General features: G+C 65.0%; 26 protein-coding genes, 1 pseudogene and 1 riboswitch. Of the genes and pseudogenes, 17 read left to right on the top strand and 10 right to left on the bottom strand.

Annotated elements, in window-relative coordinates:
• Window positions 1-55 precede the first annotated feature (55 nt).
• On the bottom strand, window positions 56-520 hold the full coding sequence (locus NLM31_RS38580; RefSeq protein WP_254134393.1) for a hypothetical protein: 465 nt from the start codon (window positions 518-520) through the stop codon (window positions 56-58).
• 182 nt (window positions 521-702) lie between these two features.
• Here NLM31_RS38580 and NLM31_RS38575 point away from each other — a divergent pair, with 182 nt between their 5' ends.
• Both NLM31_RS38575 and NLM31_RS38570 read left to right on the top strand, forming a co-directional pair.
• Complete coding sequence (locus NLM31_RS38575) at window positions 703-1,002, top strand: hypothetical protein (RefSeq protein WP_254134392.1); 300 nt, start codon at window positions 703-705, stop codon at window positions 1,000-1,002.
• Window positions 1,003-1,058: 56 nt separating this feature from the next.
• Entirely contained in the window at window positions 1,059-1,589 is a 531-nt protein-coding gene (locus tag NLM31_RS38570) for a DUF3617 family protein (protein WP_254134391.1), read from the top strand.
• Window positions 1,590-1,604: 15 nt separating this feature from the next.
• Here the strand turns inward: NLM31_RS38570 and NLM31_RS38565 are convergent, their stop codons facing one another.
• Genes NLM31_RS38565 through NLM31_RS38555 form a run of 3 tightly spaced genes read right to left on the bottom strand, consistent with a single transcriptional unit; the run spans window position 1,605 to window position 4,277 of the window.
• Window positions 1,605-2,990, bottom strand: coding sequence for an ATP-binding protein (locus tag NLM31_RS38565; RefSeq protein ID WP_254134390.1), 1,386 nt, complete (start codon window positions 2,988-2,990; stop codon window positions 1,605-1,607).
• Between the two features lie 19 nt (window positions 2,991-3,009).
• Window positions 3,010-3,741 (bottom strand): response regulator, encoded by a 732-nt coding sequence (locus NLM31_RS38560; RefSeq protein WP_027534227.1) that lies wholly within the window; start codon window positions 3,739-3,741, stop codon window positions 3,010-3,012.
• Window positions 3,738-4,277 (bottom strand): MarR family winged helix-turn-helix transcriptional regulator, encoded by a 540-nt coding sequence (locus tag NLM31_RS38555; protein ID WP_254134389.1) that lies wholly within the window; start codon window positions 4,275-4,277, stop codon window positions 3,738-3,740. The genes NLM31_RS38560 and NLM31_RS38555 overlap by 4 nt, the downstream gene beginning before the upstream one ends.
• A gap of 338 nt (window positions 4,278-4,615) precedes the next feature.
• Between NLM31_RS38555 and NLM31_RS38550 the strand changes: the two genes are divergently transcribed.
• From NLM31_RS38550 to NLM31_RS38530, 5 genes and pseudogenes are all read left to right on the top strand, one after another.
• The gene (locus tag NLM31_RS38550; protein ID WP_254134388.1) at window positions 4,616-5,698 is read left to right on the top strand and encodes a branched-chain amino acid aminotransferase; all 1,083 of its coding nucleotides are present in this window, start codon (window positions 4,616-4,618) and stop codon (window positions 5,696-5,698) included.
• Between the two features lie 116 nt (window positions 5,699-5,814).
• The gene (locus tag NLM31_RS38545; protein WP_254195624.1) at window positions 5,815-6,339 is read left to right on the top strand and encodes a YegJ family protein; all 525 of its coding nucleotides are present in this window, start codon (window positions 5,815-5,817) and stop codon (window positions 6,337-6,339) included.
• Between the two features lie 47 nt (window positions 6,340-6,386).
• A pseudogene (gene hisS, locus NLM31_RS38540) lies at window positions 6,387-7,782 on the top strand (histidine--tRNA ligase); the annotation flags it as partial.
• A gap of 222 nt (window positions 7,783-8,004) precedes the next feature.
• Window positions 8,005-8,259 carry a tautomerase family protein gene (locus NLM31_RS38535; protein WP_256561971.1) on the top strand — a complete coding sequence of 85 codons (255 nt, stop codon included), beginning with the start codon at window positions 8,005-8,007 and terminating at the stop codon, window positions 8,257-8,259.
• 191 nt (window positions 8,260-8,450) lie between these two features.
• Complete coding sequence (locus tag NLM31_RS38530; protein ID WP_254134385.1) at window positions 8,451-8,843, top strand: thioesterase family protein; 393 nt, start codon at window positions 8,451-8,453, stop codon at window positions 8,841-8,843.
• Between the two features lie 3 nt (window positions 8,844-8,846).
• Here the strand turns inward: NLM31_RS38530 and proC are convergent, their stop codons facing one another.
• Both proC and NLM31_RS38520 read right to left on the bottom strand, forming a co-directional pair.
• Window positions 8,847-9,722, bottom strand: coding sequence for a pyrroline-5-carboxylate reductase (gene proC, locus NLM31_RS38525; protein ID WP_254196337.1), 876 nt, complete (start codon window positions 9,720-9,722; stop codon window positions 8,847-8,849).
• Window positions 9,723-9,875: 153 nt separating this feature from the next.
• On the bottom strand, window positions 9,876-10,376 hold the full coding sequence (locus tag NLM31_RS38520; protein ID WP_254134383.1) for a YbjN domain-containing protein: 501 nt from the start codon (window positions 10,374-10,376) through the stop codon (window positions 9,876-9,878).
• Window positions 10,377-10,789: 413 nt separating this feature from the next.
• Window positions 10,790-10,964: riboswitch (FMN riboswitch) on the top strand.
• A gap of 74 nt (window positions 10,965-11,038) precedes the next feature.
• Between NLM31_RS38520 and NLM31_RS38515 the strand changes: the two genes are divergently transcribed.
• The 9 genes from NLM31_RS38515 (at window position 11,039) to NLM31_RS38475 (ending at window position 20,450) form a co-directional block, all read left to right on the top strand.
• Window positions 11,039-11,590 (top strand): 6,7-dimethyl-8-ribityllumazine synthase, encoded by a 552-nt coding sequence (locus NLM31_RS38515; RefSeq protein WP_254134382.1) that lies wholly within the window; start codon window positions 11,039-11,041, stop codon window positions 11,588-11,590.
• A 254-nt stretch (window positions 11,591-11,844) separates the two neighbouring features.
• Entirely contained in the window at window positions 11,845-13,041 is a 1,197-nt protein-coding gene (locus NLM31_RS38510) for an MHYT domain-containing protein (RefSeq protein ID WP_254195622.1), read from the top strand.
• Between the two features lie 224 nt (window positions 13,042-13,265).
• A complete protein-coding gene (locus NLM31_RS38505; RefSeq protein WP_254195621.1) occupies window positions 13,266-14,129 on the top strand; it encodes a xanthine dehydrogenase family protein subunit M in 864 nt (287 codons plus the stop codon).
• Window positions 14,130-14,142: 13 nt separating this feature from the next.
• Window positions 14,143-14,643, top strand: a complete 501-nt coding sequence (locus NLM31_RS38500) for a (2Fe-2S)-binding protein (protein ID WP_254134380.1) — start codon at window positions 14,143-14,145, stop codon at window positions 14,641-14,643.
• On the top strand, window positions 14,640-17,060 hold the full coding sequence (locus tag NLM31_RS38495) for an aerobic carbon-monoxide dehydrogenase large subunit (protein ID WP_254134379.1): 2,421 nt from the start codon (window positions 14,640-14,642) through the stop codon (window positions 17,058-17,060). The genes NLM31_RS38500 and NLM31_RS38495 overlap by 4 nt, the downstream gene beginning before the upstream one ends.
• A gap of 2 nt (window positions 17,061-17,062) precedes the next feature.
• Window positions 17,063-17,929, top strand: a complete 867-nt coding sequence (locus NLM31_RS38490) for a MoxR family ATPase (RefSeq protein ID WP_254195620.1) — start codon at window positions 17,063-17,065, stop codon at window positions 17,927-17,929.
• Window positions 17,926-19,134: a VWA domain-containing protein gene (locus tag NLM31_RS38485; RefSeq protein WP_254195619.1), complete on the top strand. Its 1,209-nt coding sequence runs from the start codon at window positions 17,926-17,928 to the stop codon at window positions 19,132-19,134. Before NLM31_RS38490 ends, NLM31_RS38485 begins: the two co-directional genes overlap by 4 nt.
• Before the next feature lie 11 nt (window positions 19,135-19,145).
• Window positions 19,146-19,985, top strand: a complete 840-nt coding sequence (locus tag NLM31_RS38480; RefSeq protein WP_254195618.1) for an XdhC family protein — start codon at window positions 19,146-19,148, stop codon at window positions 19,983-19,985.
• A gap of 6 nt (window positions 19,986-19,991) precedes the next feature.
• Entirely contained in the window at window positions 19,992-20,450 is a 459-nt protein-coding gene (locus NLM31_RS38475; RefSeq protein WP_254195617.1) for a carbon monoxide dehydrogenase subunit G, read from the top strand.
• A gap of 90 nt (window positions 20,451-20,540) precedes the next feature.
• On the opposite strand, the gene NLM31_RS38470 is transcribed toward NLM31_RS38475, so the two are convergent.
• Window positions 20,541-21,116 carry a DUF1700 domain-containing protein gene (locus NLM31_RS38470; protein WP_254195616.1) on the bottom strand — a complete coding sequence of 192 codons (576 nt, stop codon included), beginning with the start codon at window positions 21,114-21,116 and terminating at the stop codon, window positions 20,541-20,543.
• The gene (locus NLM31_RS38465; protein ID WP_254134373.1) at window positions 21,113-21,442 is read right to left on the bottom strand and encodes a PadR family transcriptional regulator; all 330 of its coding nucleotides are present in this window, start codon (window positions 21,440-21,442) and stop codon (window positions 21,113-21,115) included. Before NLM31_RS38465 ends, NLM31_RS38470 begins: the two co-directional genes overlap by 4 nt.
• A gap of 97 nt (window positions 21,443-21,539) precedes the next feature.
• Here NLM31_RS38465 and NLM31_RS38460 point away from each other — a divergent pair, with 97 nt between their 5' ends.
• Entirely contained in the window at window positions 21,540-22,637 is a 1,098-nt protein-coding gene (locus tag NLM31_RS38460) for a serine hydrolase (RefSeq protein WP_254195615.1), read from the top strand.
• Between the two features lie 8 nt (window positions 22,638-22,645).
• Here NLM31_RS38460 and NLM31_RS38455 read toward each other — a convergent pair whose 3' ends face one another.
• Both NLM31_RS38455 and NLM31_RS38450 read right to left on the bottom strand, forming a co-directional pair.
• Entirely contained in the window at window positions 22,646-23,680 is a 1,035-nt protein-coding gene (locus NLM31_RS38455; RefSeq protein ID WP_254134371.1) for an ATP-grasp domain-containing protein, read from the bottom strand.
• A complete protein-coding gene (locus NLM31_RS38450; RefSeq protein ID WP_254134370.1) occupies window positions 23,677-24,705 on the bottom strand; it encodes a putative zinc-binding metallopeptidase in 1,029 nt (342 codons plus the stop codon). Before NLM31_RS38450 ends, NLM31_RS38455 begins: the two co-directional genes overlap by 4 nt.
• Window positions 24,706-24,771 lie beyond the last annotated feature (66 nt).

The raw sequence follows: 24,771 nt of genomic DNA, 5'->3' as shown, positions 1-24,771 counted from the left end.
CCAATCGCCCGCTTGATAGGTCCGAATCAGGGACCTTCGAATCAGGGCTTGCGAATCAGGGCTTGGCAGCGCGGCAGGCCGGATTGTAGGCCCAGTTGCGATCGAGCCCGACCACGCACCATTCGACGCCCTGACCGTAGCCGGCGAAGCCGCCGTCCTCGATGATCGAGAAGTGCACCTTGCGCACCTTGCCGTCGTTCAGCATGGCCTCGCCGGTGCAGTAGCGGCGCGGAATGTTGTCGGACGCCCAGGGCCGGAACGCGGTCTCATGGACAGCCGCGAAGCCCTCGATCCGCAAAGGCGAATTCCAGAACGAGCCTTCCTTCTCGGAGAACTGGCTCGCGATCGTCGGCAGCGCCCTGTCGCACTCGGCGACATTGCCGTCATAGCGAGGCCCGCTGAGCCAGAAATTCAGCTCCAGCGGATTGGCGGCCCTGGCCTCACCGAGCGACAACGCTCCGAACATGAGGCCGAGAACGGCGGCAAAACGAAGCGATTTCAGGGAGGTCGAGGCGCGCATGGGCAATCCAGACAGCATGATCTGTGAAGGTGGGACGGTGCCGCGAAGGGCGGGGGAGGTCAAGTGCAGCACGGCAACACTTGGCCAGGAGTTGATCACAACGGCGCCGTCAACCGGCCTTCCGTTCTTTCCACCGCCGCGCCGGCACCGTAAACTGGCGCCAATCAATGGGAGTGACGGGAATGCGAATCATTGCGGCCGCGGGCCTTCTTGCCAGCCTGGTTTTCTCGGTGGCGAGCCAGTCGGCGCAGGCCGACATCTTTCCGGTGCCGCCCTTCAAGGGCAACGACACCGGCGGCATCATCGCCTATTCCATGGCGACGCAGACCGATGCGCGCCAGGTCGCGGTCGACCACTGTGCGCGGTACGGCAAGGTGGTGAAATTCCTCGCAGTGCAGGCCTATGAGGGCGGCTACATCTCGTTCGCCTGCCGTTGGGTGCCCTACGGCGCCGCCGATCGGCCGATCCGCACGCTCTACTGAGGCGTATTCGGAACGACAAAGGTCACGCCACGACATCTCAGCCGGGAGTCTCTCGCATGACGCGCAAGCTTGCTTTGCTCGGATCAGCCGTTTGCCTCGTGCTGTCGGCGGCGAGCGCCTTCGCCGACGATCTGCCGGTTCGCAAGGCCGGTCTCTGGGAATTGAAGATGGTCAGGACCGGCTCGGCGATGCCGGAAATGACCATGCAGCACTGCACCGACGAGGCTGTCGACAAGGAGATGAACAACAACATCTCGCCGATGGCCAAGCAGGTCTGCTCCAAGCAGGACATCAAGAAGACCGCGACCGGCTATGTCAGCGACTCCGAGTGCAGCGTCGCCGGCATGTCGACGACCTCGCACGCCGAGATCACCGGCGATTTCAACTCGGCCTACACGGTGAAGACCTCGTCGCATGCGCAAGGCGGTGCCGCCGGTGCCGCCGGGCGCGACTCCACCATGACGTTGGAGGCGAAATGGCTCGGCGCCTGCAAGCCCGACCAGAAGCCCGGCGATATCGTGATGCCCGGCGGCTTCAAGATGAACGTCCGCGACGTCGACAAGCTGAAGGCGCTGCTGCCGAAGTAGGCGGGGCTATCGCAGCTACACCGGAATCCGCACGCTCGCTCTTAATCCACCCATCGGGCTGTCGCCCAGCGTGATGTCGCCGCCATGCGAGCGGGCGATGTCGCGGGCGATCGCGAGCCCCAAGCCGGTGCCGCCTTCGTCCTGGTTGCGGGCATTGTCGAGCCGCAGGAACGGTTTGAACACTTCCTCGCGCAGATGGACGGGAATGCCCGGACCATCGTCGTCGACCGTGACGGTGAGATAGCGGTGATCGCGCTGGCCGGAGATGGCGATGGCCTGGCCGTAGCGCGCGGCATTGGTGACGAGGTTGGCGAGGCAGCGCTTGAACGAGGCCGGCTTCACGGTGACCACCGGCAGGCCGCTGAAGGTCACGGTCGCGGTGTGGCCGTGACGTTCGGCATCGCTGCGCAATTCCTCGAGTGCCTGCGCCATGTCGGTCGGCTGCGACTGCTCGCCGGAATCGCCGCGGGCGAAGGCGAGGTAGTCTTCAAGCATCATCGACATCTCGTCGACGTCCTTGCGCATGCCCTCCATCTCGGGACTGTCGCCGATCAGCGCCAGCTCGAGCTTGAAGCGGGTGAGGATGGTGCGCAGATCGTGGCTGACGCCGGCGAGCATCGCGGTGCGCTGCTCCATCGCGCGTTCGATGCGCGACTTCATCTCGAGGAAGGCGCCAGCGGCGCGCCGCACCTCGCGCGCGCCGCGCGGCCTGAAGTTCGGCGCCTCGCGGCCCTTGCCGAAACTTTCGGCAGCGTCGGCAAGCCGCAGGATCGGCTTGATCTGGTTGCGCAGGAACAGCACCGACACGATCAGCAGGATCGACGACGTCCCGACCATCCAGAACAGGAAGATCTCCGAGTTCGAAGCATAGGCGGCGCTGCGCTGCGCGAAGATGCGCATCACGGCATCGTCGACCTGAACGCGGATCTCGACCTGATTGGAATTGCCGACAGTGTCGATCCAGAACGCACGATTGAGCTGCCGTCCCAATTGCACCGAGAGCGTCTGGTCGAGCAGCGAGAAGAACGGCTTTGGTCCGGGCGGCGGCATGTCGCCGGGAGGAAGGAAATCGACCACGAACTGCATGCGTTGGGCGATGCGGCGAAGTTGCGTGTGGTCCTTGTCCTGCGGATATCCCTTGTAGACGTCGACGAGACTGCCGACGTCCTGTGCCACGGCCTGCGACAAGCGCCGCGTCACCGTGTTCCAGTGCCGCTCCATGAACACGAAGGCGACCACGGTCTGCAGGATCACCATCGGCACGATCATGATCAGCAGTGCGCGGGCATAGAGGCCGGTCGGCATCCAGCCCTTGAACGCGTTGCCCATCCAGCCATTGGCGGCGGAGACGCGCCCGGCGGCGCTCTTGAGCAGCGTCAGGCTGGTATCGATCGTGCTCATCGGTCGCGCTTCACTGCTTCTACGGCGAGGCTACCAGCCGGTAGCCGATGCCGCGCACCGCCTGAAGGAACAGCGGATTGGCCGGGTCGGTCTCGATCTTGCGCCGCAGCCGGTTGATCTGCACGTCGACGGCGCGTTCGTTGACGCTGCCATTGCCGGTCAGTGCGCTGCGCGGCACGGTCTCGCCGGGCGTCTCCGAGAGAATGCGCAGCATCTCGCGCTCGCGGTCGGTGAGGTGGATGACCTCCTCGCCCTGGCGCAATTCGCCGCGATCGAGATGATAGACGTAGGGACCGAATGCGATCTTCTCCACCGCAGCGGCCTGGACCGGGGGCGCGGCGCGTTTCAGGATGTTGTTGATGCGCAGCGCCAGCTCGCGCGGCTCGAACGGCTTTGCCACGTAATCGTCGGCGCCGATCTGCAGGCCTTCGATGCGGGCTTCCGCTTCATGGCGCGCCGTCAGCATCACGATCGGCACCGAGGAGGACGTGCGGATGAAGCGGGCGAGATCGAAGCCGGTCTCGCCGGGCATCATGACGTCGAGGATGAGCAGGTCGAAATGCAGGCCCAGAAGCTTTGAGCGCGCATCACCGGCGCTCGAAGCGGTGGTGACGCGATAACCTTCGGCTGCGAGAAAGCGCGACAAGAGATCGCGGATGCGGCGATCGTCGTCGACCAGCAGCAGATGCGGGGCATCGTCGGCCGGTTGCACCGGCGGGCGGGCGAGCGTGGCAGCGAGCGGCACGGTCACTCCTTTGAGTCTTGATTGGTGGCGAAGATCGTCTCCAGCACCTTGTCGGGATCGTCGCGGTCGATCATCGCGCGCAGGAAGCGCTTGACGGTCTCGGCATCCTGCGGCGCCATCTCGGCGAGCGCCTTGGTGATCCGCGTGGTCTGGAGCCCGGCGAGCTTCTGCACCAGTGCTTCGCCCTTCGGCGTTGCATAGAGCAGGCGTTGGCGGCGGTCATTGTCGCCGGTCTTCTGCACGATGTAGCCCTCGTCCAGGAGCTGCTTGAGCACCCGGCCGAGCGACTGTTTTGTGATGCGCAGGACATCGAGCAGGTCGGCGACCTTCAGGCCCGGATAGCGATAGACGAAGTGCATGACCCGGTGATGGGCCCGGCCGAAGCCGAACGCCTCCAGCTCCTGGTCGGGATCGCCGACGAAATCGCGATAGGCGAAAAACAGCAGCTCGATGATATCCCAGCGCAAATTGCCTCCATCGTCTGCCGCCGGCCGTGGCTCGGCAGCGTCTTGAGAGGGAGTCGCGAAATTTATGTCAGGCATATTGACGTATCTTGGGTTCAATGTTACAAAACGATCAGCCCGCACGAAATTTTAGATCGTTTCGTGCCGGGCGGCATTTCTAACAGCGGCCGGAGTAAGCCAGACAGGCAGCGACGGCCGGATCAGATCTACCGTGCGATTGTCGAGCGGCATTTCGGCAAAACATACTGGACTTCCGCCTTCCGCAAAAGCATGTCCTCGGACGACATGCTGGCCACGGAAACCGGCCGTAACAAGGCTGGCGGTGGTTCGGCCAGAAACCACATCAAGCCAGCCGGGTCCGATTACGGGCGGGCGGGCGCCAGAAAGCGCCGCTACCGGCAGCGGGAGGCAAGGACATGAGCATGAAATTCGACATCCAGCCCGCATCCAATCCCACTCCTGAGAAGGACCGGGTCGCCAAGCTGGTCGACCCCGGCTTCGGACGCGTCTTCACCGATCACATGGCGATCGTCCGCTACAACCAGGCCAAGGGTGGCTGGTACGAGGCGAAAATCGAGGCGCGCGCCAACTTCCAGATGGATCCGGCCGGCGCGGTCTTGCACTACGCCCAGGAAATCTTCGAAGGCCTCAAGGCCTACAAGCGCGACGACGGTGGCGTGAACCTGTTTCGCCCCGACGCCAATGCGCGCCGCTTCAAGGACTCCGCCGATCGCATGGCGATGGCGCAGATCCCCGAGGACGTCTTCATCGAGGCGGTCGAGCAGGTCGTGCGGATCGATCGCGCCTGGATGCCGGGCGGCGAGGGCAGCCTCTATCTGCGCCCCTTCATGATCGCGAGCGAGACTTTCCTCGGCGTGAAGCCGTCGTCGGAATACATCTTTGCAGTGATCGCTTCGCCGGTCGGCTCTTATTTCAAGGGTGGCCCCGCGCCGGTCTCGATCTGGGTCTCCGAGAATTACACGCGCGCGGCGATCGGCGGCACCGGCGCCGTCAAATGCGGCGGCAATTATGCCGCGAGCCTGCGCGCGCAAGCCGAAGCGATCCAGCACGGCTGCGATCAGGTCGTGTTCCTCGATGCGGTCGAGCGCAAATACATCGAGGAGCTCGGCGGCATGAACGTGTTCTTCGTGTTCGACGACGGCTCGCTCTCGACGCCGCCGCTCGGCACCATCCTGCCCGGCATCACCCGCGACTCCATCATCGCGCTCGCCCGCGATGCCGGAAAGACCGTGCGCGAGGAGCCGTATTCGCTCGACCAGTGGCGCAAGGATGCGGCCTCCGGCAGGCTGAAGGAGGCGTTTGCCTGCGGCACCGCGGCCGTGATCTCGCCGATCGGCAAGGTGCGCTCGGTGAGCGGTGATTTCGAGATCAGCGGCGGCGCCGCCGGCCCCGTTGCCATGGGCCTGCGCAAGCAGCTCGTCGACATCCAGTACGGCCGCACCAACGATCCGCACAACTGGATCCGCAAGGTGCTTTGATTGCCTCTCTCCCTCCCCGCTTGCGGGGAGGGGGCCGGCCGCCGTGAACGCACCGCCTTGCCCGCGCGACAAAGCCCAAGACCATTTGGACCTTGAGGCATTTGGACATCGCGATCATGGCTTCCGCTCCTTCCCAACCCCTGAGATGGGCCGTGTTCATCGCCGTCATGGGCGGCACGATCTACGGCATTCTCACCATCGGCACGAAGCGTGAGGTTCTGGCCGAGGATCGTTCGCCCGTCGTTGACGTGCGCACGGCCGACATGGAAATGAACGCCGCGATCCTGCGCGCCCGCGACACGCTGCCCACCTTCTGGGCTTCCTACGATGCACCAAAGCCGTCCGAGACCGGGCACTCGCTGAAAGTGCGTTTTCCGACCCGCAAGGGCGCCGAGCACATCTGGATGGCCGAGGTGACGAAGCGGCCGGATGGTTCCTATTCGGGCCACTTCGCCAATGAGCCGCGTGATCTGCCCGGCAAGCACTCAGGCGACCAGGTCCAGTTCGCGCAAGGCGACATTTCGGACTGGATGTTCATGCGCAACGGCAAGATCGTCGGCGGCGAAACCATCAAGCCGCTGCTCAAATCCATGCCGAAGGCCGACGCCGACGCGCTCCGGGCGCGGATGGAGCAGCCGTAGGGCCAGCCGGCAGTTGCCGCATCGCGCGTCGGCTGGTAAACGCCCGCATGGCCGAAAAACCCAAAAAACCCCAGAAACTGAAGGCGCGCCTGCCGCGCGGGCTCGAGGATCGCGATCCCGCCGCGATCCGGGCGACGCGCGAGATGGTCGAGAAGATCCGCGCCGTCTACGAGCTCTACGGGTTCGAGCCGGTGGAGACGCCGGCGATGGAATACACCGACGCGCTCGGCAAGTTCCTGCCGGACCAGGACCGCCCCAACGAGGGCGTGTTCTCGTTCCAGGACGACGACGAGCAGTGGATCAGCCTGCGCTACGATCTGACCGCGCCGCTCGCGCGCTATGTCGGCGAGCGCTATGGCACCGACGGTCTGGTCCTGCCCTATCGCAGCTACCGCGTCGGCTACGTCTTCCGCAACGAGAAGCCCGGCCCCGGCCGCTTCCGCCAGTTCATGCAGTTCGATGCCGACACGGTCGGCTCGGCGACGCCGGCGGCGGACGCCGAGATCTGCATGATGGCAGCCGACACGATGGAAGCGCTCGGCGTTGCGCGCGGCCAGTACGTCGTGAAGGTCAACAACCGCAAAGTGCTCGACGGCGTTCTCGAAGCCATCGGGCTCGCGGGCGAGGAGAATGCGGGACGCAGGCTGACCGTGCTGCGCGCGATCGACAAGCTCGACAAGTTCTCAGCCGACGAAGTGCGCAAATTGCTCGGTCCCGGACGCTGGGACGGCGGCGAAGAAGGCAAGGGCGACTTCACCAAAGGCGCCAATCTGAGCGCGGCAGAGGCGGACGTCGTTCTCGCCATCACCAAGCCGCGCGAGGATTGGAAGGAGGCGATTGCCGCGGCCGAAACCTACCTCGCCAAGAGCGAGGTCGGTCAGGCCGGCGTGAGCGAGCTGGAAGAGATTGCGAAGCTGGTCACGGCATCGGGCTATGGACCGGATCGCATCAAGATCGATCCGTCCGTCGTGCGCGGTCTCGAATATTACACCGGTCCCGTCTACGAGGTCGAACTGCTGCTCGATACCAAGGACGAGAAGGGCCGCCCGGTGCGCTTCGGCTCCGTCGGCGGCGGCGGTCGCTACGACGGCCTGGTCTCGCGCTTCCGCGGAGAGCCGGTGCCTGCGACCGGCTTCTCGATCGGCGTGTCGCGCCTGCAGGCCGCGCTAACGCTGCTCGGCAAGCTCGACACGAAGCGCGAGATCGGCCCCGTCGTCGTCACCGTGTTCGATCGAGATCGCGTCGCCGACTATCAGAAGATGGTCGCGAGCTTGCGCAACGCCGGCATCCGCGCCGAGCTCTATCTCGGCAATCCCAAGAACATGGGCAACCAGCTCAAATATGCCGACCGCCGCAACTCACCCTGCGTCATCATTCAGGGGGCTGACGAACTGAATGATCCAGAAGGCCCCCAAGTCATAATCAAGGATCTATGGGTCGGCTCTACAGTAACGGACGTGGAGAAGGACAGAGATCGTTATCTGCAAGCGCAGAAGCTGATCCAGCAGAAAGTGCCAGCTTCTAGCCTCGTCGATGAAGTACGAAAGTTGCTGAGGTGGCACCACATCGAGCCGCCCGGTCCGGGGTCTGCATGACTGAGCTGCGCGCATTGCCTTACGCCCGGGCTTGTCCCGGGCATCCGCGTCCTGTTTGATGCGCACCTTCATGAACGACCGGGGTGTGCCCGGTCATCGCGACAGCAGCAGGGAGAAGACAATGCCTGAGATCACCGTCAGCATGGCCGAAGGCCGCACCGACGAGCAGAAGGCCGGCATGATGCGCGACATCACGCAGGCGCTGGTGAAGAATCTCGGCGTCGACGCCGATGCCGTCGTCATCCAGATCAACGAAGCGCCCCTTCGCCACAAGATGAAGGGCGGCAAGACGTTTGTGGAGCGCGCGGCGGCTGCGAAGAAGTAGGCAGCGCTGGCGAGCGCAGCCTCAGCCGCAGCAGCAATCACAGCTGTCGTCCCGGCGAAGGCCGGGACCCATAACCACAGGGAGTGGTTGTGGGGCGAGCTGGTAACTCCGAGTCTTCGTCAAACTCGATCCTGTGGTTATGGGTCCCGGATCTGCGCTTCGCTTGTCCGGGACGACATAGAGCAAGCATCATGGACGCACGCGACTTCATCAAGGTCGGCATGAGCGCCGAGCGCACGCTGGTGGTGCCGGCCGAGCGCACGGTCGGGCATTTCGTGCCAGGCATGCCGATGGTCTATGCGACGCCGATGATGATCCTGGAAATGGAGATGACGTCGGGCGATGCGATCCGCGCCGCGCTGCAGCCGGGCTGGGTCACGGTCGGCACCGAGGTCGACATCCGCCATCTCGCCGCCGCGCTCGTCGGCGCCACGGTGCGGACCACTGCGAAAGTGATCGCGGTCGAGCGCCGCGTCATCCGCTTCGAGGTCGAGGCCTTCGAGGGCACGCGCAAGCTCGGCGAAGGCCGCCACGCGCGCGGGCTTGTGAATGTCGAGACGTTCAACAAGCGGTTGGGGGCGTAGCGGCTACTTCGCCAATTCCTTCGACCGCTTCGTCGCCGCCGCGATCGCGCGGATCATGAGATCGCGCAGGCCCGGCTCGCCCATCAGCACGCCGAGCGCCGCGGCGGTGGTGCCGCCGGGCGAGGTGACGTTCTGGCGCAGCGTAGCGGAGGGAAGATCCGACTGGTGCAGCAGCTCGCCGGAGCCCGCGACCGTTTCGCGCGCGAGCTTTGTCGCCAGCGCTTCGGGCAACCCCGCTTCGACGCCGGCGCGCGCGAGCTCTTCGGCGAGCAGGAACACATAAGCGGGCCCGGAGCCGGAGACGGCGGTCACCGCGTCCATCAGGCTCTCATCCTCGACCCATTCTACCGAGCCGGTGGCGCGCAGCAGCGCATCGGCCACCGCACGCTGCGAGGTGCTGACATTCTTCGCTGCCACCGCAACCGTGATGCCGCGGCCGATCGCTGCCGGCGTGTTCGGCATCGCGCGCACCACGGCGCCGCCGCAGACCTCCTCGAGCGAGGCGATCGTGGTTCCTGCCATGATCGAGACCACGGAAGTTTTCTCCGTGACGAATGATTTCAGCTTGGCGCCGGCCTCGCGGAACATCTGCGGCTTCACCGCGACAACCATCGTCTCGACAAAGCCTGCGGCCTTCGCATCGGGATTGAGCGCGACGCCCTTGGCGGCGAGCGCGGTGATCTCGGGCGAGATGAACGGATCCACCACCGCGACGCGGCGCGGATCGAGCCCGCCTGCCAGCCATCCGGTCAGCATCGCGCCGCCCATCTTGCCGGCGCCGGCAAGCAGGATGGTGCCGGTGATGTTTTGGAGAGTGCTGTTGTCTGCCACTGTGGTCACCAAAAATTCAGTGTCGTCCCGGCGAAGGCCGGGACCCATAACCACGGGCGGTTCTAGTGGATCGAGGTGTTGGCAACAAGCCGCGTGCCACAAGGGATATCACGCGGTATGGGTCCCGGCCCCCCGTGCGCAATTGCGCGCTAGGCCGGGACGACGTGGGGAGGGAGTTGCGGCTCCCCCACGTCTCGAGCCCTACGCCTCGCCCACCGTATCGAACATCGCGGCGTCCATGGCTTGCGCGGTGGTCTTGCCCGCCCACACCACGAACTGGAACGCCGGGAAATAGCGCTCGCAGGCGTGGATGGCGCCGGCGAGCATGGCTTCGCATTGCGCGGTCGAGGCGGTGAGGCCGCCGGGCAGCACCAGCGCCTGGCGGTGCATGATCATGCCGGTGTTGGTCCACAGATCGAAATGGCCGATCCACAATTGCTCGTTGACCGCGGCGACGAGCCGCTGCACCTCGCCCCTGCGTGTGAGCGGAATCTTCATGTCGAAAGCGCAAGCCAGATGCAGCGCTTCGATCTCGCCCATCCAGGTGAACGAGATCTGGTAGTCGGTCCATTGCCCCTTCGAGACAATGGTCAGTTCGTCCTCGCCGGAGCGTTCGAACGGCCAGTTGTTGCTGGCAGCGATATCCTCGACCACCGCGAGCGGATGGCTTTTGGAATCGATAGTGCCTTCGAGCAGGGACATGCCGTCTCGACCTCTTGCCTTCTTGTTGTCTTTGATACGCACGCGGTTGGTCCGGCGCGCGCTCCCCTAATGTCGTTAAGGCGATCCCCTAGGAGTCGCTGTTGCGATCCCTCAGACCAGCGCGGGCTTGTCGCGGATCAACTGATGTGATTTGCGGAATCTGCGCAACCGGCTGCCGAGTCCGTCCACAAGCCAGGACTCGTTCGTCCACAGCTCATCTCCGCCACAATTATTAACGAAGAGAACAAATCGGAATCGGACTCCCCGGAGCGCGCACCGATCGCTAATTCCGTCCCGCGAGGGCCAGCCCGCCATGGCGACATGGGACCATGCGGATTTTTGCTGCGGAACACGCTTGCGTGCTGCCCCGGACCGGCGTCATATTTCCGCTCAGGCCGTTCATTCCGGACGGCCGATGTTCTCAGGGCGGGGTGAAAGTCCCCACCGGCGGTAAGGGCCGAAAGGCCTAAGCCCGCGAGCGCCTTCCCGGAGGGGTTTCCTGAAAAGGATTTTCTCCAAAGGAAAGGGTCAGCAGATTCGGTGCAACTCCGAAGCCGACGGTTAAAGTCCGGATGAAAGAGAACGGTCGGTGGCAGACGCATCGCAGGATGCGGCTGTTTGTCGTTCCGTGTGCCCTGATTCTGGTCCTTTGAAGGAAAGCCATGAATCAGATGTTGCAAGATCCCCAAACCGAAACTTCCGAAGTCGTCCAACCGCCGGTTCCGCCGGCGACCGAACATCCGCGCTTCGCAAAGCCGCAGCGGGTGGCCTTCGTGCAGGCCTGCTGGCACCGCGACGTGGTCGAGGAAGCCCGCATCGCTTTCATCAAGGAAGCCGAGGCGCGGCATCTCACCCATGTCGACGTGTTCGAGGTGCCGGGCTCGTTCGAGATCCCGCTGCATGCGCAGGTCCTCGCCAAGACGCGGCGCTACACCGCGATCGTCGCGGCCGGCCTTGTCGTTGACGGTGGCATCTATCGCCACGAGTTCGTCGCCGACACCGTGATCAAGGCGCTGATGGACGTGCAGCTCCGCACCGAGGTGCCGGTGTTTTCCGCCGTGCTGACGCCGCAGCAATTCCACGAGACCGAAGTGCACTACGATTTCTTCCGCAGGCACTTCACAACCAAGGGCATCGAGGTCGCGGCCGCCTGTGCGGAGACGTTGCACGGCCTGGAGCGCCTGCGCGGCCAGGTCGCGGCGGGAATTGTGTAGGGGCGACAGAGACGCGCGCTCCTCATCCTGAGGAGCGCGTCAGCGCGTCTCGAAGGATGAAGGCCACAGTTGGGCCTGCATGGTTCTCCAGGCGATGCGAAGCATCGTCCGGAGACGGCGCTGCGCGCCTCCTCACCATGAGGGTCTGGCATTGCCGCCGCTTCACACGCCGCTGATTGTCAATCCCGCCGCCGTCCCTATAAAGTCGGCGGCGGGAGGAGGCCGGGCCGTGGAGACGGGCGGCCGACAAGATCATGTTCGAAGGACACGATCCCTATCTCGTCGCGCTCTCTGTGGCGATCGCGAGTCTGGGTGGCTATACCGGCTTTGCGCTTGCTGCTCGCATCCGCAACACGCCCGGCGTCAGCAACCGCGTTCTGCTCGCGGGTGCGGCCGCGTTTCTGGCCGTCGGCATCTGGACCATGCATTTCGTCGGCATGCTGGCGGCGCCGCTGCCGCCGGACACGGTGTATCTCGTTCTTCCCACCATCATCTCGTTCCTGATCTGCGCGCTGGTGGTCGGCATCTCGCTTTTCTTTGTCTCGATCGGCGAGCCGAGCTTGAAGCGCGTGGCGTCGTCGGCGGTGCTGCTCGGCGTCGGGATTGCGAGCATGCATTATGTCGGGATCCATGGACTGGCCGGTCCGTTCGGCATCGTGCACGACCCGGTCATGGTGCTGCTGTCGGTCGTGGTCGCGGTCGTCACGGCCTATGGCGGTCTGCGCGCTTTTCTGGCGCAGCAGGAAGGCGTTCGGCTGATCGTCAGTTCGATCGTCTTCGGCATTGCGGTCTCCGGCATGCACTATACGGCGATGCTGGGCATGCACTTCGAGCCGCTGACCGGTGCGGCGCATCACCATGCCGGCGTCGGCCTTGCCGCGTCGCAGCAAGTCTTGTCGATCATCGTCGCGGTGCTGTGCTTCGTCATCGCGGCCGGCTTCCTCTTGTCCCTTGTCCCCGACCAGCGGCGTCAGGCGTCGGCCGCCGCAACCGTTGATCCTGTGGCTCCGTCGGTCGCACCGGTCGCGGCCGAACCTGTTGCCACTGCATCTCCGCGGCCAATGACGCCGCTCGGCGGTCTCCGCCAGCCGCCGCGCGCGCCGGTTCCCCGGTTGCCGGTCGAGAGCGCCGACGGCACGCACTTCATCGACACCGCCAATGTCCGCAGCGTGCGCGCCGACGCGCATTACACCCGCGTCCATGACGGCACCCGCGAGCGGATGTGCCCCTGGTCGATCTCGGAGGCCGAGGCGCAGCTCGATCCCTCGCTGTTCCTCCGGGTGCATCGCAGCCATATCGTCGCCATCCCCCATGTCGCCCTGGTCCGCAAAGAGGGCGACGGTGCGGTGCTCGAGCTCGACGGCCCGTCGCCGCACCGGGTGCCGGTGAGCCGCGCCAAGATCGCCGAGGTGAAGGCGAGGCTGGGGCTGGCGAACCGGCGGCAGGCGTAGAGGTCACGAAGCACAGGAGGCGAGCTCTCTTACCCTCCCCTCCAGGGGAGGGTAAGTGGCCCGCCATACGTCGCCACACCTGACGCAATTCGTGCGTTCCCAGCCGCAGCTCGTGCGAAATCCGCTGTTCCGTGCCCGAATGATTGCGGCTTGCCCGGTCCGGAGTGACCGTCCCCTCCAACGTCCGCGCCGTCACGCGCCAAGGACGAATATGGGAGGAGATGATGATCCCGGGCTCATTCAGCTATTACCGGCCGGCGAGTGTCGCCGACGCCGTGAAACTGTTGTCAGACCTTGGCGAGGATGCTCGGCCACTGGCCGGCGGGCACAGCCTGGTGCCGATGATGAAGCTTCGGCTCGCCACCCCCGCCCATCTGATCGACCTCCACGGCATCGCCGCCTTGAAGGGCATCAGCCGCAACGGCAATAATCTCGTCATCGGTGCGATGACCACCCAGCACGAGCTGCTGGCCTCCGATGACATCGCCAAATCCATGCCGATCCTGCATGAGGCGGCCCTGCTGATCGCCGACCCGCAGGTGCGCTACCGCGGCACGATCGGCGGTAATGTCGCCAACGGCGATCCCGGCAACGACATGCCGGCGCTGATGATGACGCTGGGCGCGACCTATCGCCTCGAAGGCGCCGGCGGCGCCCGTGACGTCGCGGCCGCGGACTTCTACCAGGGCGCCTATTTCACCGCGCTCGAGCCCGGCGAGATCCTGACCTCCATCTCGGTGCCCATACCCGCGGCCGGTCACGGCTACGCCTATGAAAAGCTCAAGCGCAAGGTCGGCGACTACGCCACCGCGGCGGCGGCCGTCGTCCTCACGATGTCCGGCGGCAAGGTGGCGACCTGCGCAATCGGCCTCACCAATGTCCACGAGACACCGCTGCTTGCCGCTGACGCCGCCCAGGCCGTGATCGGGACCAGCCTCGATGCGGCCACGCTGAAGAAGGCCGCCGCAGCGGCCGAGGCAATCATGGCGCCGGCCGCCGATGCGCGCGGCCCGGTCGAATACCGCAAACATGTCGGCGGCATCATGGTGACACGGGCGCTGCAGCGCGCCGCGTCCGTCGCGAAATAAGGGGAGGGGACCGATGGCCAAAACACACGTCACCATGAAGGTGAACGGTACCGAGGTCGAAGGCCTCGTCGAGCCGCGCACGTTGCTGGTGCACTTCATCCGCGAGAACTTGCAGATGACCGGTACCCATATCGGCTGCGAGACCACCCATTGCGGCGCCTGCACCGTCGATATCGACGGCATGTCGGTGAAGTCCTGCACCATGTTCGCGGTGCAGGCCCAGGGAAGCGACATCACCACGGTCGAGGGCATGGCCAATGCCGACGGCACGCTGTCCGCGCTTCAGGAAGGCTTCCGCATGATGCACGGCCTGCAATGCGGCTTCTGCACGCCCGGCATGATCATGCGCGCGCATCGGCTGCTGAAGGAGAATCCCTCGCCGAGCGAGCCGGAAATCCGGATGGGCATCTCCGGCAACATCTGCCGCTGCACCGGCTACCAGAACATCGTCAAAGCCATTCAATACGCGAGCGCCAAGATCAACGGCGTGGAATTCCGGGAGGCCGCAGAATGAACGACATGACTCCCACGCGGGAACAACGCACCGCCGCACTCGAAGGCATGGGCTGCAAGCGCAAGCGCGTCGAGGACATCCGCTTCACGCAAGGCAAGGGCAACTACGTCGACGACGTCAAGCTGCCGGGCATGCTGCACGGCGACTTCGTCCGATCGCCGCATCCGCATGCGCGCGTCAAGAAGATCGACGACAGCGAGGCGCTGAAGGTCCCCGGCGTGCTCGCGGTCATCACCGCCGAGACGCTGAAGACCGTCAACCTCGCCTGGATGCCGACCCTGGCCGGCGACGTGCAGATGGTTCTGGCCGACGGCAAGGTGCTGTTCCAGAACCAGGAGGTCGCCTTCGTGGTCGCCACCGACCGTTATGCGGCTGACGACGGCATCAACAAGGTGGTCGTCGAATACGAGCCGTTGCCGCCTTTGGTCGATCCCTTCAAGTCGATGGACAAGGACGCGCCGGTGCTGCGCGAAGACCTCGTCGGCAAGATGTCGGGCGCGCACGGACCGCGCAAGCACGACAACCACATCTTCGAGTGGACCGTCGGCGACAAGGAGCTGACCGACGCGGCCTTCAACAAGGCCGAGGTCAAGATCAAGGAGATGATCTCCTACCACCGGACCCATCCGTCGCCGCTGGAGACCTGCCAGTGCGTCTGCTCCTTCGACAAGATCAAGGGCGAGCTGACGATCTACGGCACCTTCCAGGCCCCGCACGTGATCCGCACCGTGGTGGCGCTGATCGCCAAGCTGCCGGAGCAGAAGATCCACGTCATCGCCCCCGATATCGGCGGCGGTTTCGGCAACAAGGTCGGCGCCTATCCCGGCTATATCTGCGCCGCCGTCGCCTCCATCGTCACCGGCAAGCCGGTGAAATGGGTCGAGGACCGTATCGAGAACCTCACCGCGACCTCGTTCGCGCGCGACTATCACATGACCACCGAGATCGCCGCGACCAAGGACGGCAAGGTCACGGGGCTTCGTGTGCACGTGCTCGCCGATCACGGCGCGTTCGACGCCTGCGCCGACCCGTCGAAATGGCCGGCCGGCTTCTTCAACATCGTCACCGGCTCCTATGACTTCCCGACCGCGCATCTGGCTGTCGACGGCGTCTACACCAACAAGGCGCCCGGCGGCGTCGCCTACCGCTGCTCGTTCCGCGTCACGGAGGCCGCCTACTGCATCGAGCGCGCCATGGATATTCTGGCCCAGAAGCTCAACATGGATCCGGCCGAGCTAAGGCTGAAGAACTTCATCAAGCCGGAGCAGTTTCCGTATCACTCGGCGCTGGGCTGGGAATACGATTCCGGCGACTACCACACCGCCATGCGCAAGATGATGGAGACCACCGGCTATGCCGCGCTCCGCAAAGAGCAGGCGGAGAAGCGGGCCGCGTTCGCTCGCGGCGAGACTCGCGAGATCATGGGCCTCGGCATCTCCTTCTTCACGGAGATTGTCGGCGCCGGCCCGTCGAAGAATTGCGACATCCTCGGCATCGCGATGTTCGATTCCTGCGAGATCCGCATGCATCCGACCGGTGCGGGCATCGCGCGCATGGGCACCAAGAGCCAGGGCCAGGGCCACGAGACCACCTGGGCCCAGATCATCGCGACCGAGATCGGCATTCCCGCCGACAACATCATGGTGGAAGAGGGCAACACCGACACCGCGCCTTACGGGCTCGGCACCTACGGTTCGCGCTCGACGCCGGTTGCTGGTGCGGCAATCGCCATGGCCGCGCGAAAGATCAAGGCCAAGGCGCAGATGATCGCGGCGTACAAGCTCGAGGTCCACGAGGACGATCTCGAATTCGACATCGACGGCTTCCGGGTGAAGGGCTTGCCGGAAAAATTCATGTCGATGAAGGATATCTGCTGGGCGGCTTATAACTCGGTGCCGCCGGGCATGGAGCCGGGACTGGAAGCGGTCAGCTATTACGATCCGCCCAACATGACCTATCCGTTCGGCGCCTATCTCTGCGTGATGGACATCGACGTCGATACCGGCGTGTACAAGGTCCGGCGCTTCTACGCGCTCGACGATTGCGGCACCCGCATCAACCCGATGATCATCGAGGGGCAGGTGCATGGCGGCCTCACCGAAGCGTTCGCGATCGCGATGGGCCAGGAGATCCGCTACGACGAGGTCGGCAACGTCGTCACCGGCTCGTTCATGGACTTCTTCATGCCGACCGCGGTGGAGACACCGCATTGGGAGACCGACTTCACCGTCACCCCGTCGCCGCATCACCCGATCGGCGCCAAGGGCGTCGGCGAGAGCCCGAATGTCGGCGGCGTGCCGGCCTTCTCCAACGCCGTCAATGACGCGTTCTCGTTCCTGGGGTCCACGCACATCCAGATGCCGCACGATTTCTGGCGCAACTGGAAGGCGGCGAAGGATCTCGGGGCGGTGGCCTGACGATGAAAGGCCGTGACGAGATCGCGCAAGCGCTGGCCGCATCGGGCTACATCGCCGATGCGGACCTCGCGACCGCGATCTCGCTGATGCAATTGCTGCGGCGTCCGCTGCTGCTAGAGGGCGAAGCGGGCGTCGGCAAGACCGAGGTGGCGAAGGCGCTGGCCAAGGTGCATGCGACCGAGCTGATCCGGCTGCAATGCTATGAAGGCCTCGACCAGTCCGCCGCGCTTTACGAGTGGAACTACCAGCGCCAATTGCTGGCCATCCAGGCCCATCGCGGCACCGACAGCATCGAGGACCAGGTCTTCTCGGAAAAATACCTGCTGGAGCGCCCCTTGCTCGCGGCGATCCGCCGCCCGCAGGCGCCGGTGCTGCTGATCGACGAGATCGACCGCGCCGACGACGAGTTCGAGGCGTTCCTGCTCGAGCTGCTATCCGATTTCCAGGTCTCGATCCCCGAGCTCGGCACCATTCCCGCAATCACCATCCCGCATGTCGTGCTGACCTCGAACGGTACGCGCGAGCTCTCCGACGCGCTGCGCCGGCGCTGTCTCTATCACTATGTCGATTATCCCGACGTCGATCGCGAGACCCGCATCATTCTCGCGCGTGTCGCAGGCGCGAGCCCGTCGTTATCGCTGCAGATCGCGCGTATGGTCGAAGGCGTGCGCAAGGAGGAGCTTCGCAAGGTTCCGGGCGTCGCGGAGACGCTGGACTGGGCGGCGGCGCTGGTCGGTCTCGACGTCCGCGATCTCCACGATGCGCCCGAAACCGTGCATGAGACGCTGGTCTGCCTGCTCAAGACCCACGAGGACCGCGCCCGGGTCACGCCCGAGGTGACGCAACGCCTGCTGGGGAAGGTCGCATGAGCTGCTGTGGCTCCAGTCCCGGATTTGATGATCTCAATGAGGTCTCCCGCCTCGTGTCCGCGCGGCTCGCCGCCTTCCTGCGCACGCTGCGCGATGCCGGCTTTCGCGTTGGATTGGCGGAGGGGCAGGATGCCGCGGCGCTGATGTCGGCGGGATACGCAGCAAAGCCGGGGCTGTTGCGCGCGGCGTTCAAGCATTTGTTCTCGGCGCGCAAGTCCGACTGGGACAAGTTCGACGGGCTCTTCGATGCGTTCTGGCTCGGCAAGCGCGTGCGCTCGCGGTCCCGGACCATGGGGTCGACGCCCGGCGCCAATAATCCGTCCTTGAAGCGCTTGCAGGATACGGTCGCAGAGCAGGGCGGCCATCAGTCAGTTGCTGATCAGCTTCCGTCCTCGGACGATGCGCCGGAAGGCGGCGCAGGCGAGGGCCGCATGGAGGGCGCCTCGCGCACCGAGAACTTTGCCGAGGTCGATTTCCGAAGGCTCAGCGATCCCGACCAGGTCGCGCAGGCCCATGAAGCCGCGGCACAACTCGCCAAGGCGATGCGCACGCGCCTGACCCGGCGGGATCTGGCGCGCCGGCGCGGCTACCGGCTCGATCTCCGCCGCACCATCCATCGCAACATCAGCCATGGCGGCGTGCCGATCAGCCTCGTCAAGCGGCAGCGCAAGGACAAGCCGCTGCGGCTGGTCGTGCTGCTCGATGCCTCCGGCTCGATGAGCATGTACACCGCCGTGTTCCTGCGCTTCATCCACGGCGTGCTCGACCAGTTCCGCGAGGCCGAGGCGTTTCTGTTCCACACGCGGCTCGCTTACGTTTCCGATGCGATGAAGGAGAAGGATGCGGGCCGCGCGCTCGACCGGCTCTCGATCATGGCGCAGGGCGCGGGCGGCGGCACCAGGATCGGCGAGTCCTTACAGACCTTCAACCGTTGGCATGCCGCGCGCGTGATCCATTCGCGCAGCTGCGTGATGATCGTGTCCGATGGTTACGAGACCGGCGATGCCTCGCTGCTCGGCCGCGAAATGGCGGCGCTGCACCGCCGCTGCCGGCGCATCGTCTGGCTCAATCCGATGATGGCCTGGGAGGGCTATGCGCCCGAAGCCAGGGGCATCAAGGCGGCGCTGCCGCATGTCGATCTCTATGCGCCCGCGAATTCGCTGCAAAGCCTGCGTGCGCTCGAACCCTATCTGGCGAAGCTCTGAGGGATGTTGCGATGACCGCTCATGTCGAGGTGCTGGATCTCATAGCGCAGATGAAGGCTGCCGAGCGCGCCTTCGTGCTCGCGACGGTGGTGCGGACGGTTTCGGTGACCGCGGCGAAGGCTGGCGCCAAAGCGATCATCGCGGCCGACGGCACCATCGTCGCGGGTTGGATCGGCGGCGGCTGCGCCAAGGGCGCGGTGCTGAAGGCGGCGCGCGAGGCGCTCGCTGATGGCGAGCCGCGCATGGTGTCGGTGCAGCCGGAAAATGTGCTGGCCGAGCTGGGCGTCACTGCGGGCGAGAGCCGCGACGGCATTCGCTTCGCCAGCAACATGTGCCCGAGCAAGGGTACCATGGATATCTTCGTCGAGCCGGTGCTGCCGCATCCCTCGCTCGTCATTCTCGGTGCGAGCCCGGTAGCCCTGTCGCTCGCCGCACAGGCGCGCGTGCTTGGTTACCACGTCACGCTTGCCGCGCCTGCCGCCGATCTCACCGCGCCGCCGGATGCCGATATGATCATGGACGGCTACCAGCTCGGCGAGCTCAACGACGCCAAGCGTTTCGTCGTGGTCTCCACGCAAGGCAAGGGCGACGAGGCCGCCTTGCGCGCGGCGGTCGCGACCCGGGCCTGTTATCACGCCTTCGTCGGCAGCCGCCGAAAGATGGCTTCGCTCCGCGCAAAGCTCCTTGCGGAAGGCGCCGACGCTGCTGCGATCGATGATTTCAAGGCACCGGCCGGGCTCGATCTCGGCGCCATCACGCCCGAGGAGATCGCAATGTCGATCCTCGCCGAGATCACCGTCGAACGTAGGCGCGGTCAGCGCGCCGCCAATCAGCCAGCAAGCAGAGAGTGACCGATCATGCAGATGAACGACAGCCAGCGCATCCCGGCGTCACGCGAGCAGGTGTGGGCGGCGCTGAACGATCCCGCTGTGCTGAAGCAGTGCATTCCCGGCTGCCAGTCGCTCGACGTGACCGCGCCGAACGAGATGACGGCCACGGTGGTCTTCAAGGTCGGCCCGGTGAAGGCGACGTTCAGCGGCAAGGTGACCCTGTCCGATCTCGATCCGCCGAACGCCTATCGCATCTCGGGCGAAGGCTCCGGCGGCGTCGCCGGTTTTGCGAAAGGCGGCGCGGTGGTGCGGCTGGAATCCGAAAGCGCCGACGTCACGGTGCTGCACTATGAGGTCGACGCCCAGATCGGCGGCAAGCTCGCCCAGCTCGGCGCCAGGTTGATCAACTCGACCGCGACAAAGCTCGCGGGTGAGTTCTTCAAGTCATTTGCCGAAGTGGTGAGCGCGAAGGCCGAGGCGGGTTAGCTGCCGTAGGGTGGGCAAAGGCGCAAAGCGCCGTGCCCACGATCTTTCCCGATTGATGGAGAGGGTGGGCACGCTTGCGCTTTGCCCACCCTACGAATGCGCGCTCGGGTCGGGCTTGAGCAGCCGGTAATGCAGCCGCGCGTAGTTGCCGAGCCATCGGACGGCCGTATTGAGCCCAAGCGCCAGTAGCGCAGCGAACCCTGCGCCGGTGGTCACCAGCGCGACGCCTGCCAGCCCGCGCAGGATCAGCTCGACGATCCGTCCATCGCCGAAATGCTTGTAGACGCTGATCAGCAAGCCGATGCCGATGATTCCCAGCACGCACATCACGAAGGCGATCACGAGCAGGATCAGCAGAACGGCCAGCAGCAGCGGCAGCAGCAGGATGATATCGACCACGGCGAGGCCGCTGAGCGCGAACAGGGCGGCCGTCGAGTTGCGGAAGGAGTGATGGTTCTCCCACCGGCGCAATCCGGTCTCGGCGCGCAGCTCGCGCGCCAGCCGCCGGGGATCGCCAAGTGCGGCGGCGACGTCTTGCTCGGTCCGTCCTGACGCTCGCGCTTCCTCGAAATGAGCGGCGTAGTCGGCCAGGATGTCGTCGATCTCACGCGCGGGCAGCCCCGTGAGCCCATCGGCGAGGATGTGAAGGAAATCGTCGCGGGTCATCTGCTGTCTCCGAGGAGGCGGTCCACGGCGTCCGTAAAGCTGCGCCATTCGCGCTTTTGCGCGGTGAAGGCGGCGCGGCCGGCGGCCGTCAGCCGGTAGTATTTGCGCGGCGGGCCGCTGCTGGATTCCTCCAGGCGGGTATCGACCAGCCCGTCATCCTGCATGCGCCGCATCAGCGGATAGATCGTGCCTTCACCCATGCCGACGCCGGCCGACAGCGTGCTCGCGATCTCATAGGCATAGCTCTCGCCGCGCGCGAGCAGAGCGAGCACGCAGAGCTCCAGCGCGCCCTTCTTGAGCTGAACCTGATTCGACGAGTCGGCCATTTCCTCCTTGACTACACCGCTTTCGAGGGAGCTTATATAGCAAGGTACTATGCATTGCAAGGTACCTGTGAATACCCTATTCCGGAGGAAATGACCCATGGCCTATCTCAACCGTCGTCATCTGCTGGCTGGTCTTGGCGCGAGCGTGGCTCTGCCGTCGACTTTCCCTTGGGCCATGCCTGCCCTTGCCGCATCGTCCGACACCGCCGAGCGCCTCGCCGCGCTCACGCAGGCCGGAAAGGTGCCCGGTCTGCATGCGGTTTTAGTCAGCCAGGGCGGCAAGCTCGTGTTCGAGCATTACGGGCAGGGCCCGGACGAGCGCCTGGGCGCTGCGCTCGGCGACGTCGTCTTCGGCCCCGACGTGCTGCATGATCTGCGTTCCGTCTCGAAGAGCATCGTCGGTCTCGCCTATGGCGTTGCACTCGCCGAAGGCAAGGTGCCGCCGCCGGACGCAAAGCTCTACGCGCAGTTTCCGGAATATGCTGATCTCGCCGCGCAGCCGGGCCGTGACAAGCTTACGATCCATCATCTGCTGTCGATGACGCTCGGCTTCGACTGGGACGAGCTCACGATCGTGTACGGCGATCCACGCAACGGCGAAACGGCGATGGAGGCCGCGCCCGACCGCTATCGCTTCATTCTCGAACGTCCGATCGTCGGTGAGCCCGGTGTGAAGTGGACCTATTGCGGCGGCGCCACCGCGCTGCTCGGACGGCTCATCGCGAGGGGCACCGGCGAAGCCCTGCCGGCCTATTGCCGCCGCGTGCTGTTCGATCCCATGGGATTTGGTCCGTCCGACTGGCGCGTCGGCCGTGACGGCGAGCCCCGTGCAGCGTCAGGGGCGCGTCTGCTGCCGCGCGATCTCGTCAAGATTGGTCAGCTCATGCTGGCGGGCGGTAGCTGGAATGGCAGATCCATCGTCCCGACCGACTGGGTGAGGCGCGTGACCACGCCGGTCGTCCCGATCAGCTTCGGTCGTCACTACGGCTATCACTGGTACATGGGCGATTTCGCGACGGCGCAGCCGTTGCATTGGTTCGGCGGGGTCGGTTGGGGCGGCCAGTATCTGTTCGTGATCCCCGCGCGCGATCTCGTCGTGGTGATTCACTGCGGCAACTATCAGCGATCCGGCCAGGAGCAGACGGCGGTGATGCTCGCGCTGATGAGGGACGTGGTGCTGCCGGGCATTGCCTGAACCTGCGCTCAGCCCAGAGACACGCCCGCTTTGGCGCGGCTGATGCCGAGCGTCAGAATCCGATGCAGCAGATCCTTGTACTTCAGCCCGTCGTGCTGAGCCGCCGTGGCGAATTCCTGGCTCTTGGCGATCTCGGGATTGGGGTTGGCTTCGATGAAATACGGGGTGCCATCGGCGGCGAGGCGAAAGTCGATGCGCGCGTAGCCGTCGAGGCCCAGCGCCCGGTAGATGCGCTTTGCGGCACGCTGGATCCGTGCGGTGACCTCGGGCGCAAGGTCTTTCGCCGGCCCGTCAACGATGCCGACCTTCTCCTGATAGTCGGTGTCGTGCTTGGCTTTTTCGGTTGCGATGTGGCGTGAGCTGCGCCCGCCCATGCTGCCGAATTTCAATTCCCACACCGGCAGCACGCGCAGCCGGTTGTTGCCGAGCACGCCGACATAGAGCTCGCGGCCTTCGATGAACTGCTCGGCGATGGCGGCGGTCTCGACCCGCTCGTGGATGAAGGCAACGCGTTCAGCGAGCTTCTCGTCGGTATCGACGATGGAGGCCTGCGAGATGCCGAAGGAGCCATCCATGTTGAGCGCCTTGACGATCAGCGGCAGCGCAAGATGCTTTGGCCGTTTCACCTTGCGCCGCATCGGGAACACGGCGAAAGCTGGCGCTGCGATGCGACGGTGATGCACCAGCGTCTTGGACAGATCCTTGCCGCGCGCCAGGATCAGGCCGCGCGGATTGCAGCCGGTGTAGGGCACCTTCATCAGCTCGAGATAGCTGGCGATGTGCTGGTCGTAAGCGACGTTGTTGTGAAATTCCTCGAGCAGCGTGAAAACCACGTGCGGCTTGAATTGCTCGATCGCCTCGCGCACCGGCCTGATTTCCTCCTGAGCGCCGAGGACACGAACCTCATGTTTGGCGGCGCGCAAGGTGCTGACGACGTCGTATTCCGTCTTCCAGCTGTTGATTTCCTGTGGCGTGTATCCGTCGGTCGAGTCCGGCGGCATGAAGTCCGGATGCATCAGCACGAGAATACGGAGTCGTCTCATAGCGCGATCCATTTGCGCCGAGACGGGCCAAACAGCGCGTGCATCGTCTTGGCGGTCACGAGGACGGTGAAATCGAGAACGAGCTTCTGTTCAGGGCCCACCGCGCGCAAATCGAGCTCGCGGCAGCGGGAGATCATGTCGTCAAGCACGGCATCGAGCGTAAGCTGGTTCTCGCCGGTCCATCGCGCGACCAACTGCCTGATCTGGGCACGATGTCGCCTGATCAGGCTCGAAGCCGGTTGGGACCGATGATGCCGGGGATCGGCTGAAAACAGCCGGGAGAGGTCGCGGTCGTAGGTCTTCGGTGGCGTGAAGGCGTAGAAATCCTGCTTCTTCTTGTAGTGGTCTTCGAGCGTCTGGCTGAGCTTGCTCAGTGGATCGACGCGCTCCCGCGTCGTGATCAGCGGCCGCTTTCCCGCAATCTCGCCCATCAGCTCGTCGACATATTCGAGCTTCTTCAGCGCCGGCCAGCCGGCATATCGCGTCCGCCAATTCGAGCGCGGCCGCAGCCATACCGCGAAGGTTTCGGCAAAGTCCTCGTCCGGGTGGCTCTGCGCGTACCAGAGCCGGAGATGCTGGACGTAGCGCCGGCTTGCCGGGTTGGGCCGGTAGTAGCGCGGATAGTGCTTCGACGACGGACCGAACAGCTGCTGCCAGCGCCGGCGGCGCTGCAACTGGTAGCCGTGCTGCAGCGCGTGGCCCGCCTCGTGACGAAGGATGGCCATGCACTCGCGCCAGGTTCCGCCCTCGACGTCGAACATCATCTTCTTCTCGAGCTTCATCAGGCGAGGATGGGCGAGATAGAAGGGCAGCGCGATGCCGGGCACATCTCCCGGACTGAACCATTCGCTCGAGATCCACGTGTGCGGCCGTAGCCGGATGCCGCGCTCCTCGAGCTCTTCGTGAAGCGTGCCAACGCAGTCTTCGAGCCAGGTGCCCTCGACCGTGACCCTCAGGCTGGAGAGACGCTGCTTGAGCAACTCGTCATCCGACAATTTTTCCCAAGCGAATTTCCGGCGGGGCATCAGGCATCCAGAGGGCAGAGATGACTCGGTGTCATGATGATGTCATGGGCGGCAGCCGGCAACAAC

Origin of the sequence: Bradyrhizobium sp. CCGUVB4N (assembly GCF_024199945.1) — a bacterium.
GTDB lineage: Bacteria > Pseudomonadota > Alphaproteobacteria > Rhizobiales > Xanthobacteraceae > Bradyrhizobium.
The sequence above is the reverse complement of the archived record's forward strand: the minus strand, read 5'-3'. Positions and strand labels throughout refer to the sequence as shown.